Origin of the sequence: Hungatella sp. SB206 (assembly GCF_051132295.1) — a bacterium.
GTDB lineage: Bacteria > Bacillota > Clostridia > Lachnospirales > Lachnospiraceae > Hungatella > Hungatella effluvii.
The window spans coordinates 4,752,978-4,768,435 of sequence record NZ_CP096603.1 but is presented as its reverse complement, the minus strand read 5'-3'; the positions used below and the strand labels follow the sequence as shown (position 1 = coordinate 4,768,435).

The following is a 15,458-nucleotide window of genomic DNA, read 5'->3' as shown; positions in this document are numbered from 1 at the left end:
CCGGGACGGTCCGAACAGAATAATCAACGCCTGTGGAGCTGGCATAAGACCTGTTAATAGAAGGGCAATTGGCGCTGAAACAGGAAGCTCGTGTATTTATACATGAGTATGTTCACATGGAGACGTTATGGAACAATTCTGCATCCGGTGAGCTTTAAGTACTGCCCGTCGCTCACGGTGATATATTTCGAACCTTCAAAATTATCATTTGAGATAATCGAGTCGAGTACGTGGTAACTGTCCTTGGATATCTCGACATAGCCAAAACCGATAACGGAATCCTCATCTACCTCAATTTTATACTCTCCTGCCGGAATGTGTACGCCGACCTTAAACATACCGTCGCTGCTGGTATCCGGACTGCCTGCCTCTTCGATCGGAACGGCATAGCACCCGGTCATCTTAAAATACTGTCCATCGGAGATGGTGACGATGGAATTGGTGGAAATATTATCGTTGGCAATGATGGAGTCAAGGGTTCCGCTGCTGTCCTTTGCGGTCTCTATGTATCCCATGAAGGAGTCGCAGTACACGACGTATTCCCCTGCAGGAATGTCGCTTCCTACTTTGTAGGTGCTGGCTTTATACCTGGTTTTCGCCTGTTCGGAGGTTTCTCCGTTCTCTGCAGGGCCTGTGTTCTTTTCTTCTGTACCGGCTGGTTCACTCATGGATATTTCCGCGGCCGGCAGTACGGGGGGTGAAGTCTGCGAGCCGGTATTGGAGAGTCCGAAAATAAAAACGATTACATAGAAAAGAGTAATAATGACTCTGGCCGGTTTATTGAATTTTTTGTATTTCCACATCAGAAAGAGACCGATTGGGAAACAGCAGAACAGCAGCATCAGCATAATAAACCAAATTTTGGAATAGAATGGTTCCTTTACCGGTACTCCGTTAATACTTGTCTGGTGAGCCGGCGTTTCCGGTATTGTTTCCGTCGGTTCCCCACAGTTTGGACAGAATTTTCCATCAAATTCTGTCCCGCATTTTCGGCAAAACATTTTCATTAACTCCCTACATTTTAAATTTTTTGCCGCAGTTTAAACAGGTGACCTGAACTTTTTTGGCGCCCAGATTACCGGCTACCAAACCCAGCGGACCTACAAGCGCAGCGCCCACAACCGCTTTCCCGATGCCGAAGCCCTTCTTATTGCCTGACAGCGAAGTGGAGCCGCATCTGGGGCATTTCGCCATGGAATCGTATTGCTGCTGCTGTATTTTTAACTGTTCCTGCTGAACCTGCAGGGCCATAGCCTGTATCTTTACCTGAGCCTGCTGCAGCTGCAAGTCATTCTTGGCCTTTACCTGTTCCAGAGCGGTTTCGGACAGCGGTGCGCGGCAGTTGGCACAGAAGTTGGCGCCGCTGGAATTGACGGAGCTGCAGCCCGGACAAACAACGGAATCCCCAGGCAGCACCTGCTCCTCCGCTGGTTCGAGACGTTTTCCACAGGCAGAACAGAAGACGCTGCCGTCGGAGATGGCGGTATTACAATGTGGACAAGTCATAAAAAATCCCCCCTTTTGTTTTTTTTATTAAAACGCCAGTGGCTGTTTTAATTCTTGTGTACGGAATGTACAGAATATTTATTTATAATAACTATACAACGTTTTTGGTGTGATACGGCTGGAATATACTGGGAAAAGGGGGAGGCGGTGATGCAGTTACATGATGGCGCATGATCAGCTGCGGTGGCTGCGCTGTGCATAAATCCATCGATTCACACTATTCTTACTTGTCCCATATAATATTGTGTAGTGCAATATTAAAGGAGATAAATAATTATGAGTTGTGAAAATTATAAATGCAGATGTAGATGCAAATGTTATGAAAAATGTGAGCCTAAGCGTGAATGCAAATGCAGACATGAATGTGAATGCAGACGGGAATGCGAACCAAAACGCGAGTGCGAGTACAAGCCCAGACATGAGTGCAAACCGGAGTGTGAATATGAGCCCAGGCGCGAATATGAATGTGAATGCGAGCATGAACACGAGCAGGATCAGGGCAAAAACTGTGAATGGTTCGAAAAAGTATTAAGAGAATTTTACTGGAGCGGCTTCCATGATGGCTGTAAAAAATGTGGACGTAAAGAAAATGAATGTGGCTATGAAGGGTACGAAGAGTATAAAAAATAGTAAGAGAATAATAGAAGCATATGGATAAAAATGATAGAGGCGGTCTGCACAGGCCGCCTTATAATTTTGAGTGCGTATGCAAGAACCGGTATGCATTTATTGAATGGTATGCTGCAATGCAGAATCAATCTCTCGGAAATTATAGTGAGTAATGGGGAGAGCGATAAATGGCGAGAGAGATGGAGCGCATGATATTGTATCGGGTTACTGTGGTATTGCAGGTGATGGTCTTTACGGATTGTCCTGCTTTTATTATACCTTATTTTTTATTATATTATTATATCCATCATATCTTAGCTTGTTTTATTTTATTGTGCTGCCGGTTACATTCTCTTTAAGTGAAAGCTTCGTAATAGTATATCCCTCAAGGCTGGCCAGGCGGCACAGCATTTCTATAAGGTTTAATACCTTCTGATCTCTTTTCACATCATTGTTAATCTTATGCATATAAAATCCTCCTTAAAGTACGCCCCACCCTAAGTTAAATATATAATAGGGTGGAGCTGTTGGAGAAAAAAGGCAGTCTTAATTTACTGACTGCCAAAAGAAACGCTTATTAACTTTACCTTTCAATAGGGGAGTGCAGTGCCATTTCCGGCAGATGGGAAGTAAAGATAAATAGAAAAAAACCCTTGAATAATCAAGGGTTTTAACCAGCTGATGACGGGACTCGGACCCGTGACCTCCTCACTACCAATGAGGTGCGCTACCACCTGTGCCACATCAGCATTTTGTGTTTTAGCTCGTCAAGCGAACCTCATATATAGTAGCATGAGAAATTATATTTGTCAACAGAAAAATTATAAAATTTTTTATCCAAATCGAGAATCTTTGACGGAAGCTTTTTTCCGTGGTATACTGTTTCCACGTGGCGACAGGAGGTATTTCATGAAGAAGAAACGCAGAAAAAGAAAAAGTGCATGGGCCATATTTTTTAAGCCCATTAAAGTGATATTCTCAATTTTTTTAATTCTGATGATTCTGGGGCTGGGAGCCGGCGGCATCGTATATCTGAAGTTCGGGGATGAGATTTCGGCCTGTAAAGAACGGGCGGATCAGATTGTGGCACAATCAAAGAGAGAAGATTTTTCGCAGCCATCGGATACAAGGATCTACGATTCAGCGGGACAGGTGATCGGAATTATCAACACAGGACATTATGAGTATGTACCGATTACAGAAATCAGCGAGAATCTGCAGAATGCGTATATTGCCCAGGAGGACAAGCGTTTTTATAAGCATCACGGTGTGGATTTTATCGGCCTTGCGAGAGCGGGTGTGGCATTGGTTAAGAATAAGGGAGAGATTACCCAGGGCGGCAGCACTATCACACAGCAGGTCATTAAGAATACGTATTTAACGCAGGAAAAATCATTTATCAGAAAGATTACGGAGATATTTGCGGCGCCTCAGATGGAGGAAAAGTATTCCAAAGCCGATATCCTGGAATTTTACTGCAATACTAATTTCTATGCAAACCGCTGTTACGGAGTGGCCAAGGCCAGCCTCTATTATTTTAACAAAGAGGCAAAGGATTTAACCGTCTGGGAAGCGGCCACCCTTGCAGGAATCAGCAACAATCCGTCACGCTATAATCCAGTGGCCCACCCGGAGGCAGCCCTGGAAAAGAGAAATAAAATTATTGACAACATGCAGAAAAACGGCATGCTCACGGAGGCAGAGTGCGAGGAAGCGAAGGCACAGCCGCTTACAGTAGCCAAGGTAACCGAGGAAGGGACGAAGGAGACTTACCAGTCCAGCTATGCGGTCCACTGTGCGGCCCAGGAACTGATGAAGAACGACGGCTTCGAGTTCGAATACACCTTTGCCGATGAGACCGCTTACAACGATTATAAGGAGCGCTATCAGGAAGCATACCAGGAGAAGAGCGATTTGATCCGCAACGGCGGGTTTGAGATTCATACAAGCCTGGACAGTACGCTTCAGACGCAGCTTCAGGCAGGTATCGATGAGACGCTGGCGAAGTTCACCGACGTCTCGGACAATGGGAAATACGCGCTTCAGGGAGCTGCTGTCTGCATCGATAACCGGACCGGCTACGTGGTGGCGATTTCCGGCGGACGAGGAACCGATGATGAGTATAACAGAGGATTTTTAAGCAGACGTCAGCCCGGATCGACGATCAAGCCGCTGATTGACTACGCGCCTGCTTTTGAAACCGGGTATTACTACCCGTCGAGAATCGTAAACGACCATTTATTTGACAAGGGGCCGAAGAACAGCGGTAATAAATATTACGGTGAAGTCTCCGTAAGGGAGGCTCTTAACCGGAGCTTAAACACGGTCGCCTGGCAGGTGCTGGCGGATATCGGTGTGGATTACGGAACGAGCTATCTCGATAAGATGCATTTTGTGGGACTCAGCTATCTGGATAACTGGAATACCAGCATGAGTATCGGCGGATTTACCGAAGGCGCCCGTGTCGTGGACATGGCAAGGGGGTATTCCGTTCTGGCTAATGGCGGCATGTACAGCAACAATACGTGTATCACCGGCATTGACAGTCAGTACGAGGGCGACCTCTATCAGGAAAACCAGCCGGAGGAATGTATTTTCACTGAGGACACGGCATATATGGTCACTGATGTCTTAAAAGGTACTTTAAACCAGCCATACGGTACCGGATACGGTTTGGGACTCTCAATACCGGCAGCGGGGAAGACGGGAACGACCAACAGCAGTAAGGACACCTGGTTCTGTGGCTATACCAGGTACTATACCACCGCTGTCTGGGTCGGTTACGATACACCGAAAGCCATGCCGGGAGTCTACGGCAAGACGTATGCCGGTAAGATCTGGTATGATTTTATGAAGCAGTGCAATGAGGGCCTTCCGGCTGAGGACTGGGTTATGCCGTCAACGGTGGCCTACTATAATGTGGACTCCAGAGGCGAGAAAACCAGCCAGGAGACCGGGAAACAGGATCTGTTTTCTTCTGTAGCAGAGCAGAATGCGAGGTCCAACTCCAAGAAGTGGGATGAGGAACAGAAGATGAAGGAAGAAAACTCCAGGGCTGCCGCCGAGCAGGCATCCAGAGACGCCGCGGCACAGGGCCAGGAACAGGCGGCCGCAGGGCTTACGGCGCTGATTGGTGAATTAAATGGCCTGACTTACCGGGATGAGGCGACACAGGAGATGATCAGCCAGGGACAGTCGATGCTGGACCTGCTGGCCGGAACGGAGCAGTATGATGCTTTGAAGCAGCAGTTCGATGAGGCGGCAGGCAGGGCGGAAGCACTTCCGTATGAGGAACAGAGCGTACCGCCGTCCCAGGAGATTGGGCCGGGAATCACCCATGAGGCGAGACCTGGCGAGGCGCCCTCCAGCACGGAGGAGGTCACCTCCGGCCAGGCCCCTGGAGTACAGCCGGGTGCGGCGCCAGGCGGATTCGAAGCAGTCGGACCGGGCGGTCAGTAAGGAAGGAAAACAATCGCTACGTTAAAAAGGAATTGTGAATAACTTTTCTTTTTAACGTAGTTTTTTAATTTTCTTCACTTACACACCGGTTTCCTCTGTAAACAGATTGAACAGCCGAAGCGCAGAGCGCTGCGGGCAGATTGCCATCGTGACAGCGCACGGGACAGGACAGGACAGGGGAATAGTACTAGTCTCTCCGCCACAGGAAAAAAAGCGCTTGCCCGGATAAATAATCCTGTGTTATACTGCTGTCAAAAACGGATGACAGCCTTTATAAGAAGCTATCGCCACCGGTATCCGGTTTCTTCCCGTATTCCTTTCTGCCAATTTCATCAGGCGTTCTCTGTCCGCTCGGACTTAAGAATTAAGAAACTGATCGAGAAGCTGGAATTGGATTCTTCAACTGCATCCAGATATATGGAAGAATTCTGGTCTGCGTTCTCCAAACAGTAGGTTGTATTTTAGGGTTGCTTTTTATTCGGATAGCTGTTATGCTAGATGAGGATTTTATAAAACAAGCGAGAATTCCCCCGCCTCTATAGGTGAAAGGATGAAACGCCAAAAACAAGCTGCGCATCTATAAGATGTAGTCGCACTCTGTGAAATTATCGAGAGTGGATTGAAACAAGAAATGAGTTAAAATAAATGATGAAGGGAAGTGAACCAGAGTGGAAGGTCGAAGTCAGAAGATGGAAGCAGACAATTATCATAAGCGAGTGGTAGTGTGGGCAGAGTCGATGACTTCGGAACTGCTCTGTCTTCACTGCCGTTAAAGAATAGTCTTTTGCGCTTATGATAGCCATTTCCTGGGGGTATGTCCCTCAGGGATGGCTATTTTTGCGTGCTGCTTCCACGGTAAACCACACTTGAAAAATAAGGTTCGTATGGAAGGAGAAGAAAAATGCAGGAGAATTTTAACATGGAAGAACTGATGGATCTGCTGTTTACCCGTCAGTTTCGTAAATTAAAAGACATATTGACAGAGATGAACGAGGTGGATATCGCCACCTTTATCGAAGAACTGGATTCAGAGAAGACGGTGGTAGTCTTCCGGATGCTGCCCAAGGAGTTAGCCTCGGACGTATTTGCGTGTCTGGAGGTGGATAAGCAGGAGCATATTATCAACAGCATTACGGACTATGAACTGGGGACCATTGTGGATGATCTGTTCGTGGACGATGCGGTTGATATGCTGGAGGAGCTTCCGGCCAATGTGGTAAAACGTGTGCTTAAAAATGCCAGGCCCGACACGAGAAAACTGATCAACCAGTTTTTAAACTATCCGGAAAACAGCGCCGGCAGCATCATGACGGCAGAGTATGTAGGGCTTAAGCAGTCCATGACCGTGGAGCAGGCGTTTGCCTATATCCGGAAAAACGGGGTGGATAAAGAGACTATTTACACCTGCTATGTCATGGATGCGAAACGGAGGCTGGAAGGTGTTGTCACGGTAAAGGACTTACTGATGAATCCCTACGAGGAAATAATCGGAAATATCATGGATACCCATGTTATTAAGGCTTTTACCACCGAAGATCAGGAAGAAGTGGCGGATAGTTTCCAGAAATACGACCTTTTGAGCCTTCCGGTGGTAGATCATGAAGAACGCCTCGTCGGTATTGTGACGGTGGATGACGTGGTCGATGTCATGGAACAGGAGGCAACCGAGGACTTCGAAAAGATGGCGGCCATGCTTCCCAGTGAAAAGCCGTATTTAAAGACAGGTGTCTTCCAGCTGGCCAAAAACAGGATTGCCTGGCTGTTGATTCTGATGATCAGCAGTATGATAACCGGCGGAATCCTGGCAAAGTACGAGGCCGCTTTCGCGGTGATCCCGCTTCTGGTAACCTTTATTCCCATGCTGACCGACACCGGCGGTAACGCAGGAAGCCAGAGCAGCACCATGATTATCCGTGGTATGGCAGTAGGTGAGATTGAGCCGGGCGACTTATTTAAAGTGCTCTGGAAAGAGCTGCGTGTGGGAATTATCGTCGGAGCCATTCTGGGTTTCGTCAATTACGTCCGCCTCGTAATTCTTTATCCGGGCAAAGAAATGCTGTGCCTGACCGTAGTTCTGAGCCTGATGGTAACCGTTGTTATTGCCAAAACCATCGGATGCGTGCTCCCGATTGCGGCAAAAGTGTTCCATATGGATCCGGCCATCATGGCGGCTCCGCTGATAACGACGATTGTGGATGCGGTGAGTTTGATTATTTATTTCCAGCTGGCGTGTTCGCTGCTGGGCTTATAGAATAGGAGGTACGCCCCATGTCTTCTGGGTGTTTTGGGGAGAGGTGGGGCGGGGGAACCAAACCACCCGGAAGTTATGGGGCTGGGTACTGGCCGCCGCTAGAGGTTTGTGTGAAAGGGAGTATTATTTATGATAGAGTATAAGAAAATCAGTGATTTTCCAAAAGGAACATTATACAGCCAACTAAGCAGTGCATATTCTTTCCATGATAGTTTTAAAAAATATTGGGAAGAAATGTGGAAAGAGTATGACTGCTTTTTTTATTCTAATTTAAATATTGCAGACAAATGCGGGTTCATAACTGTCTTGAATGGGAAAGCAATCGGTCACATTTCATGGGATCCGAGGAATAATCCGGACTATGTGATCATAGGTCATAACTGCATTTTAAGTGAATATAAAGGCTGCGGTTATGGGAAAGAGCAATTGCGGGAAGCAATTGCAAGAATTAAAAAGAGCGGGACCCAAAAAGCTGTTGTAACAACGAATGGTATACTAATACCCGCTCAAAAAAATTATGAAAGTGTAGGATTTAAGAAAACATCAGTAAGAGAAAATAAAGATACGCCATTTGCAGGTGACTATATAGATTATGAACTGATATTTTAATCAGAATCCCGCTTCTAGTTCGAATCCCGTTCTATTTATCTCTTGCTTTTTACTTATGGAGCCTCTCCTCCATCACTGGGGCGTACTCATCTCCCCTTATTTCCATGTATTCCCTTTACATTCCCCGTATAATATGCTACACTTTACCTATCGTAATGTTTTTGTAAAAATAACGCTAGAGAGGAGGAAATCAATGACCACAGGAGCAGTTATACTTGCTGCGGGCCATAAAAGCTCGACTACCAGCTTCCAGCCCATGCTTCCGGTCGGGGACACGACTGCGGTGAAGCGGATTATCATAACGCTTCAGAGAGCCGGCGTGGAGCCGGTGGTGGTGATTACGGGAGACAGGGGAGAGGAACTGGAGAAGCATATTTCCAAGATGCGCGTGGTATGCTTAAGGAATGGAGAGTATGCGACGACTCAGCTGTTCGACAGTATCTGCATGGGATTAAACTACATCGAGGACCTGTGTGACCGGGTGCTGGTCATGCCGACAAAGGTTCCGCTGCTGCTGTCGGAGACCATCGAAAAGATTATGGAAAGTGAAGCGACACTGTGCTGTCCCGTATATGAGGGCAGAAGAGGCCATCCGGTGATGATAGCAGCGGACTGGATCCCGAAGATCCTGAACTACCAGGGAGAGTACGGGCTGCGCAGTTTTTTGCGGGAGCCGGAAGCGGATGCGGTGCTGGAGGAGATTCCGGTGGATGACAGAGGGATCATTCAGGCCGTGGAGACGGATGAAGACTGTGCCATGGCCATGAGCGGAAATCATGGCAAGCTGCCGCTTCACAGCCGTATGTCACTCTATCTGGAATGCGACGAAGTCTTTTTTGGACCGGGAATCGCCCAGTTTCTGTCGCTGATCGATCATACCGGGTCCATGCAGACGGCGTGCAAACAGATGCACATGTCCTACAGTAAGGGCTGGAAAATCATGAAGACCGCGGAGCGGGAGCTTGGCTATCCGCTATTAATCACCCAGTCGGGCGGAGCGGAGGGCGGCTTTTCACAGCTGACTCCGAAGACGAAGGACTTTTTAAACCGTTTTTTGCAGATGGAGCAGGAGATGAACAGCCATGCTTCACGATTGTTTGAAAAATATTTTGGAGATGAGAGGTAATGGGGATGAAACAGTTATTCGAAGAGATGAAGCAGATTCTGGAGCAGGGAGACAACCTGGTACTGGTGACGGTGATCGCCGGTTCTGGTTCCACGCCGAGGGGCGCGGGAGCCAGGATGATCGTCAGAAAAGACGGGACAACCATGGGAACCATTGGCGGCGGCGCGGTAGAATATCAGGCGGAACGCATGGCTCTCGATGTGCTGGAGAGTAAAAGCTCCTTCAGCAAGGGCTTTAAACTGGTAAAAGGCCAGGTGGCGGATTTAGGAATGATCTGCGGCGGAGACGTAGTGGTCTATTTCCAGTATGTAAGCCCGGACAACCAGGATTTTCTTGCCATCTGTGAGGAAGGCATCCAGGCGTGTGAGCGGGATGAGGACAGCTGGATTATTACTGATATTACGGACGAGACGGCCTGGGCCGTGGGGCTCTATTCGGAAAGCCGTGGATTTGCCGGAATCACCGTGGAGGGCGATATAGAACCGCTGACTCAGGCAAAGGCGGTGCAGACCTCCGTAAGCGGCAGAAAGTATTACAGCGAGCCGCTTCAGAGAGCCGGTACGGTATACGTGTTCGGCGGCGGCCATGTGGCGCAGGAGCTGGTTCCGGTGATTGCCCATGTGGGATTCAAATGTGTGGTTTATGATGACCGCCCTGAATTTGCCAACAGCAGACTATTTCCGGATGCGGTGAATACCATAGTCGGTGATTTTACAAGTGTCTTTGATAAGGTGACAATCCGTGAGCAGGATTACGTTGTGATCATGACGAGAGGCCATCAGTGTGACTACGACGTTCAGAAACAGGTTCTTAAGACGCCGGCTCACTATATCGGAGTGATGGGAAGCCGCCAGAAACTGATGACACTTGCCGGAAAACTGAAGGCGGAGGGCTTCACCGACCAGGATATCGAGCGGTTCTACAGCCCGATCGGACTGGCGATTCTGGCGGAGACTCCCGCGGAAATCGCCATCAGTGTGGCGGGCGAACTGATTATGGTCAGAGCCAGGAGAGAGGGCCGGACGAAATGACAGAGCGCCATCTCTTTTTAAAGGGACGGTCCGGGGCCGGGAAGACGACGTGTCTCCTGTCCTGCCTGGAGCCTTACTGGAAGGGCGCGGGGGGATTTTTGACCCAGCGCCTGACAGACGGAGACGGTGAGACTGCGGGGTTTCGCCTCCTGCCGGTGGAGAACATGGAAGTAATACCTTCTGTGACGAGGACCTATGAGCCTGGCATAAAGGGCATTTTCATTGAGCGGACACCGGAGGGATGGAGAAAATATCCGGAAGTGTTTGAGACGCTGGGAGCGGAGATACTGAACCGCCTGCTGGAATATCCGGAACAGTACCGTTTCTGCTATATCGATGAGATCGGCGGCGTGGAACTGAAGGTAAAGCCGTTCATGGAGCGGCTGGAACGGCTGCTCGGGAGTCCGGCCTTCTGTGTCGGAGTTCTGAAGCATTCGGGAAATCTGGCCTCTTTGGGTACGAGAATTCCGCTTCCAGCCAATGCAGCTCCCGACAGGGAGTGGCTGGAAGCACAGATGGAGCAGCGCTTCGGCTGCCGGATTCTGGCCTTTGACGGAGGCGAAGCGGAGAAAATGGAAATCAGGCGGATCATAGACCTGCGGCTTTCCGGAACAACAGAGAAAGGGAGTGAAAAGTGATGGCAGATAAACATCGGGTGCGAGTGCGGCTCACCGCAATGGTGGTTCTGTTTGCAGTCTGCTTTTTCGGTTCCTTCATGCTGGGAAGATATCCGATTGAACCATGGACGCTGATTCGGGTGCTGGCATCGAGAGTCATTCCAGTTACACCGGACTGGCCTTCGCAGGTAGAGACGGTTCTTTTCAACGTCCGCCTTCCCCGGGTGTTAATGGCGGCGCTGATCGGTGCAGGACTGGCGGCGGCGGGAGCAGCCTATCAGGGAATATTTAAGAATCCCATGGTCTCGCCGGATGTGCTGGGAGCGTCGTCAGGCGCCGGATTTGGAGCCGCCCTGGGGCTGTTCCTCTCATTCTCCTACCAGGGAGTATCGTTTCTGGCGTTTGTTCTGGGACTGTCGGCTGTTGGGGCGGTCTGTCTGATCAGCAGCCGCGTGAAATACAACCAGACGCTGGGCCTGGTGCTGGCCGGAATGATGATCAGCTCCCTGTTTACGGCGGCTGTGTCATTTTTAAAGCTCGTGGCGGACCCCAACAATACGCTGCCGGTGATCACATACTGGCTCATGGGAAGCCTGGCCTCGATCCGGCCTAAGGATTTAGCCTTTGCGGCGCCGTGGATCATCGGCGGGATCATCCCCATTTACCTGCTGCGCTGGAAGATCAATGTGCTGACACTGGGTGAGGAAGAAGCGCGCTGTATCGGTGTCAATACCAGTGCGGTCCGGCTTGCCGTGGTGCTCTGTGCGACGCTTATTACATCGGCGGCCGTGTCGGTCAGCGGTCTGATCGGCTGGGTGGGGCTGGTAATACCTCACTTTGCCCGGTTGCTGGTGGGAAGCGACTACCGGAAGATGCTTCCAGCCTCTCTGCTTTTGGGCGCAAGCTTTTTACTGGTGGTCGATAACTTCGCCAGGCTTCTGGCGACCAGCGAGATACCCATCGGAATTCTCACCGCATTTGTGGGAGCGCCGTTTTTCCTCTGGCTGATCCTGAGGGAAGGAAATAAACTTTGAGAGGTGGTAGAATATGGGGCTGATCGTAGAAAATCTGACCTTCGGCTACCGGTGCTTTCCCGTCCTGAAGGGCGTGGATTTTTCCGTGGAAACGGGAAATCTCGTCTGTATGCTGGGGAAAAACGGTGCCGGTAAGAGCACGCTGTTCCGGTGTATTCTGGGCCTCTTAAAGGGGTACCACGGGAAAATCATGGCCGATGGGGTGAACCTCCGAACGCTTAAAGAGAAAGAACTGGCCAGAAAGATTGCCTATATCCCCCAGAATCACGATCAGGCGTTTGCCTTTTCGGTTTTGGACATGGTGATGATGGGAACCACATCGTCGCTTCAGGGATTAAAGAGCCCTGGCAGGGAACAGCGGGAGGCGGCATTTGATGCGCTTAAGACCATGAGGATCGACGCGATGGCGGAGCGCTCTTACGCGCATTTAAGCGGAGGGGAACAGCAGTTGGTGCTGATAGCCAGGGCGATCGCACAGCAGGCTGGAATTCTCATTATGGATGAGCCGTGTGCAAACCTGGACTACGGCAATCAGGCCAGAGTCATGGAGGAGTTAAAGCGGCTTGCCGGCGAGGGATATTTAATCGTACAGTCTACCCACAGCCCGGATCAGGCGTTTCTCTATGCCGATCAGGCTGCGGTGCTTTCAGACGGGATGATAAAGGCATTTGGAAAGCCGGAGGAGGTGCTGACAGAATCGCTTCTGGAGACCATGTACGGCATACCGGTTCGTTTGTTTGATGCGGGAGACACGGGGAGAAAGCTGTGTATGCCCGATCGGGTGAAGGGGGAATAAATTATGTGGGAACTGTATGAACGGCTGATAGAGCCGATACCGGACGATGTTCCGGTGGATGAAATAATCGTGGGAACAAGCTGTACCATGGTGAGAGCCGGAGGAGCGGCGGGGGCGGCCGCCAACCAGAGGCTGGAGAGCCGGCCGCGCATCCTGGAGGAAGAGGAATGGGAACGGGGCATGACCTGGAGACAGGCGGCGTCCCTGATTTCCTCCTGGAACTTTCTGGAGGCCGGAATCGGAGCGGCGGCCATCAACGCCTATTATAACCGGGAGTCTGTGCTGATGGATGGAATCGCCGCGTATGAGGGCGTAAAAATCCTGGAAAGCTGCGATACGTTTGCGGCGCCGGGAGACGCGTTTGCGGGAAAAAAAGTGGCGACTATCGGCCATTTCCATTATGCGGAGCGCTATCTGGAAAAGGCAGGAGGACTCTTTGTTCTGGAGAGGGAACCGCGGGAGGGAGACTATCCGGATACGGCCTGCGAATACATTTTGCCGGACATGGATTACATCTACATAACAGGGTTCACTCTGGTGAATAAGACGCTTCCAAGACTTTTGGAACTGTCCGGCAATGCCAGGGTGATTCTGGTGGGACCCAGCGTCCCGATGGCGCCGGCGCTGTTTGAATTTGGCGTGAAGGAGCTGGCCGGAACGCTGATTACGGATATGGCAAAGACAGAACGCTACATCCGCCACGGCAGCCACCGGGCGGTAGTGCGCTCCGGTATACCCGTGAGAGCAGGATATCAGAATTAACAAATAAGGGAGGCAATATCATGAAGAAAAGAAAAAACATATGGCTGGGCCTGTCACTCGCTGCAGTCATGATGATGGGACTTGGCGGCTGTGCCAAAGGATCCGGAAATGCCGGAGAGACACAGCAGACTGCGGTGGAGACCACTGCCGCGGCGACAGCGGACACGACAGCGGCGGCTTCACGGGAGACGGATAAGGCAGATTCTGCGGCCGGAGTCAAGGTTGCGCAGGCGGAAGGAACGAGAATTATCACGGACTCAGCCGGGAGAGAGGTGGAGATCCCTTCGGAAATCACGAAGATCGCGCCCTCCGGTCCCCTGGCCCAGATCGTACTCTACACGGTGAGCCCGGATAAGCTGGCAGGTCTGGCGGCTGATTTCTCCAATGAGGCGAAGCAGTATATCGATGAAAAGTACTGGGGACTGCCAAAATTCGGACAGTTCTACGGAAAGAACGCAAGTCTTAACATGGAAGCTCTGATTGCAGAAGCGCCGGAAGTCATCATTGACATAGGAGAGGCGAAGAAGACGGTGAAAGAGGACATGGATGCTCTTCAGGAGCAGTTGAATATTCCGGTTATCTTTGTAGAAGCGACGCTTCCCACTATGGCAGACGCCTACGAGATGCTGGGAGATATCACCGGCGAGAAGGAGCAGGCCGGGAAACTGGCGGATTACTGCCGGGCAGAGATCGGGAAGGCAGATCAGAATGCGGCGGCCATTGCTGACGCAGACAGAAAGAGCGTATATTTTGGACTTGGTGAAGACGGCCTTCATACCAATGCCAAAGGCTCCATCCACGCCGACGTGATCGATCGGATCGGAGCGGTCAATGCGGCCGATGTGGAAGCGGTATCCAGTGGAGGCGGAAGCGAAGTCTCCTTCGAACAGGTACTGCTCTGGAACCCGGATTTGATCATCGTGGATTCCCGGAAGCTCTATGATACGCTTACCGCGGATCCCATGTGGCAGGAGCTGGATGCTGTGAAAAACGGGAAAATCTTTAAAATACCGACTGCTCCATACAGCTTTATGAGCAGCCCGCCCTCTGTAAACCGTATGATCGGCATCGAGTGGCTTGGCAGTCTCGTATATCCGGAGATCTATATGTCGGATATTCAGGAAGAAGTGAAGAGTTTCTACCAGCTTTTCTATCATATCGATGTGACGGACGAAAAATTGGAGGCAATACTGAAGAATGCGGTTAGGGGATGAGGGTGCGCGGGTACGCGGACTTTTGCATAGGGATTGAGGAAAAGGGAGAGCAGGCGGCAGGGAGGGAAAGGTTCAGGGATTCCGAGGGGGTGGGACTAAGGGCGAACAGCCCCCTCAGCAGGGGTCCCGGGCAATTCGACCGAACGCCTGATGCGTTCGCTCTCAGTGCCCGCAAAATCGCGTCCTGAAAACGCGATTTTGCCCCTGCTCCGGCGGCTGTTCACCCTAAGTCCCACCGACCTCTGCATCATTCACCTTTCCCTCCCTGCCGCCCGCTCTCCCTTTTCCGGCCAGGCTGTGAAAAAGTCCGCTGTGTCCTGGCTCCATAAGGGGTGGAAAGACATCATTGAACCGGCCATAAAAACAGGTGGAAAGTATCTGGGATTATATCTTAGTCAATAAACAACGGTTTTATCTTAAGGCGGCGTTTCGTAATATTTTTTG

General features: G+C 50.4%; 13 protein-coding genes and 1 tRNA gene. 10 read left to right on the top strand and 4 right to left on the bottom strand.

All coding sequences use genetic code 11. The features are described 5' to 3' along the window. Positions 1-125: 125 nt before the first annotated feature. From M1L66_RS21145 to M1L66_RS21130, 4 genes are all read right to left on the bottom strand, one after another. Positions 126-1,001 carry a hypothetical protein gene (locus M1L66_RS21145; protein WP_434688029.1) on the bottom strand — a complete coding sequence of 292 codons (876 nt, stop codon included), beginning with the start codon at positions 999-1,001 and terminating at the stop codon, positions 126-128. A 13-nt stretch (positions 1,002-1,014) separates the two neighbouring features. After that, positions 1,015-1,506 carry a zinc ribbon domain-containing protein gene (locus M1L66_RS21140; protein WP_434688027.1) on the bottom strand — a complete coding sequence of 164 codons (492 nt, stop codon included), beginning with the start codon at positions 1,504-1,506 and terminating at the stop codon, positions 1,015-1,017. A gap of 933 nt (positions 1,507-2,439) precedes the next feature. Continuing rightward, on the bottom strand, positions 2,440-2,583 hold the full coding sequence (locus M1L66_RS21135; RefSeq protein ID WP_155521551.1) for a hypothetical protein: 144 nt from the start codon (positions 2,581-2,583) through the stop codon (positions 2,440-2,442). Between the two features lie 208 nt (positions 2,584-2,791). Beyond that, a tRNA-Thr gene (locus M1L66_RS21130) sits at positions 2,792-2,864 on the bottom strand. A 160-nt stretch (positions 2,865-3,024) separates the two neighbouring features. On the opposite strand from M1L66_RS21130, the gene M1L66_RS21125 reads away from it, so the two are divergent. The 10 genes from M1L66_RS21125 (at position 3,025) to M1L66_RS21080 (ending at position 15,014) form a co-directional block, all read left to right on the top strand. Further along, on the top strand, positions 3,025-5,574 hold the full coding sequence (locus M1L66_RS21125) for a transglycosylase domain-containing protein (protein ID WP_434688025.1): 2,550 nt from the start codon (positions 3,025-3,027) through the stop codon (positions 5,572-5,574). 901 nt (positions 5,575-6,475) lie between these two features. After that, a complete protein-coding gene (mgtE, locus tag M1L66_RS21120; RefSeq protein WP_002603357.1) occupies positions 6,476-7,825 on the top strand; it encodes a magnesium transporter in 1,350 nt (449 codons plus the stop codon). Between the two features lie 129 nt (positions 7,826-7,954). Then, positions 7,955-8,434, top strand: coding sequence for a GNAT family N-acetyltransferase (locus M1L66_RS21115; RefSeq protein ID WP_187018993.1), 480 nt, complete (start codon positions 7,955-7,957; stop codon positions 8,432-8,434). 193 nt (positions 8,435-8,627) lie between these two features. After that, entirely contained in the window at positions 8,628-9,560 is a 933-nt protein-coding gene (locus tag M1L66_RS21110) for an NTP transferase domain-containing protein (protein ID WP_187018995.1), read from the top strand. Positions 9,561-9,565: 5 nt separating this feature from the next. Further along, positions 9,566-10,591, top strand: coding sequence for an XdhC family protein (locus M1L66_RS21105; protein ID WP_434688021.1), 1,026 nt, complete (start codon positions 9,566-9,568; stop codon positions 10,589-10,591). Next, the gene (locus tag M1L66_RS21100; protein ID WP_434688019.1) at positions 10,588-11,229 is read left to right on the top strand and encodes a nucleoside-triphosphatase; all 642 of its coding nucleotides are present in this window, start codon (positions 10,588-10,590) and stop codon (positions 11,227-11,229) included. Before M1L66_RS21105 ends, M1L66_RS21100 begins: the two co-directional genes overlap by 4 nt. Next, on the top strand, positions 11,229-12,242 hold the full coding sequence (locus tag M1L66_RS21095; protein WP_434688017.1) for a FecCD family ABC transporter permease: 1,014 nt from the start codon (positions 11,229-11,231) through the stop codon (positions 12,240-12,242). Before M1L66_RS21100 ends, M1L66_RS21095 begins: the two co-directional genes overlap by 1 nt. Before the next feature lie 13 nt (positions 12,243-12,255). Continuing rightward, positions 12,256-13,038 carry an ABC transporter ATP-binding protein gene (locus M1L66_RS21090; RefSeq protein ID WP_187019002.1) on the top strand — a complete coding sequence of 261 codons (783 nt, stop codon included), beginning with the start codon at positions 12,256-12,258 and terminating at the stop codon, positions 13,036-13,038. A 3-nt stretch (positions 13,039-13,041) separates the two neighbouring features. Then, positions 13,042-13,800, top strand: a complete 759-nt coding sequence (locus M1L66_RS21085; protein WP_207729044.1) for a Rossmann-like domain-containing protein — start codon at positions 13,042-13,044, stop codon at positions 13,798-13,800. Positions 13,801-13,820: 20 nt separating this feature from the next. Next, a complete protein-coding gene (locus M1L66_RS21080; protein WP_434688015.1) occupies positions 13,821-15,014 on the top strand; it encodes an ABC transporter substrate-binding protein in 1,194 nt (397 codons plus the stop codon). Positions 15,015-15,458: the final 444 nt, after the last annotated feature.

Bases quoted from the DNA above. Each gene is read 5' to 3' on its own strand.
- M1L66_RS21145 (WP_434688029.1), bottom strand. From the start codon at position 1,001: ATGTTTTGCCGAAAATGCGGGACAGAATTTGATGGAAAATTCTGTCCA.
- M1L66_RS21140 (WP_434688027.1), bottom strand. From the start codon at position 1,506: ATGACTTGTCCACATTGTAATACCGCCATCTCCGACGGCAGCGTCTTC.
- M1L66_RS21135 (WP_155521551.1), bottom strand. From the start codon at position 2,583: ATGCATAAGATTAACAATGATGTGAAAAGAGATCAGAAGGTATTAAAC.
- M1L66_RS21125 (WP_434688025.1), top strand. From the start codon at position 3,025: ATGAAGAAGAAACGCAGAAAAAGAAAAAGTGCATGGGCCATATTTTTT.
- mgtE (WP_002603357.1), top strand. From the start codon at position 6,476: ATGCAGGAGAATTTTAACATGGAAGAACTGATGGATCTGCTGTTTACC.
- M1L66_RS21115 (WP_187018993.1), top strand. From the start codon at position 7,955: ATGATAGAGTATAAGAAAATCAGTGATTTTCCAAAAGGAACATTATAC.
- M1L66_RS21110 (WP_187018995.1), top strand. From the start codon at position 8,628: ATGACCACAGGAGCAGTTATACTTGCTGCGGGCCATAAAAGCTCGACT.
- M1L66_RS21105 (WP_434688021.1), top strand. From the start codon at position 9,566: ATGAAACAGTTATTCGAAGAGATGAAGCAGATTCTGGAGCAGGGAGAC.
- M1L66_RS21100 (WP_434688019.1), top strand. From the start codon at position 10,588: ATGACAGAGCGCCATCTCTTTTTAAAGGGACGGTCCGGGGCCGGGAAG.
- M1L66_RS21095 (WP_434688017.1), top strand. From the start codon at position 11,229: ATGGCAGATAAACATCGGGTGCGAGTGCGGCTCACCGCAATGGTGGTT.
- M1L66_RS21090 (WP_187019002.1), top strand. From the start codon at position 12,256: ATGGGGCTGATCGTAGAAAATCTGACCTTCGGCTACCGGTGCTTTCCC.
- M1L66_RS21085 (WP_207729044.1), top strand. From the start codon at position 13,042: ATGTGGGAACTGTATGAACGGCTGATAGAGCCGATACCGGACGATGTT.
- M1L66_RS21080 (WP_434688015.1), top strand. From the start codon at position 13,821: ATGAAGAAAAGAAAAAACATATGGCTGGGCCTGTCACTCGCTGCAGTC.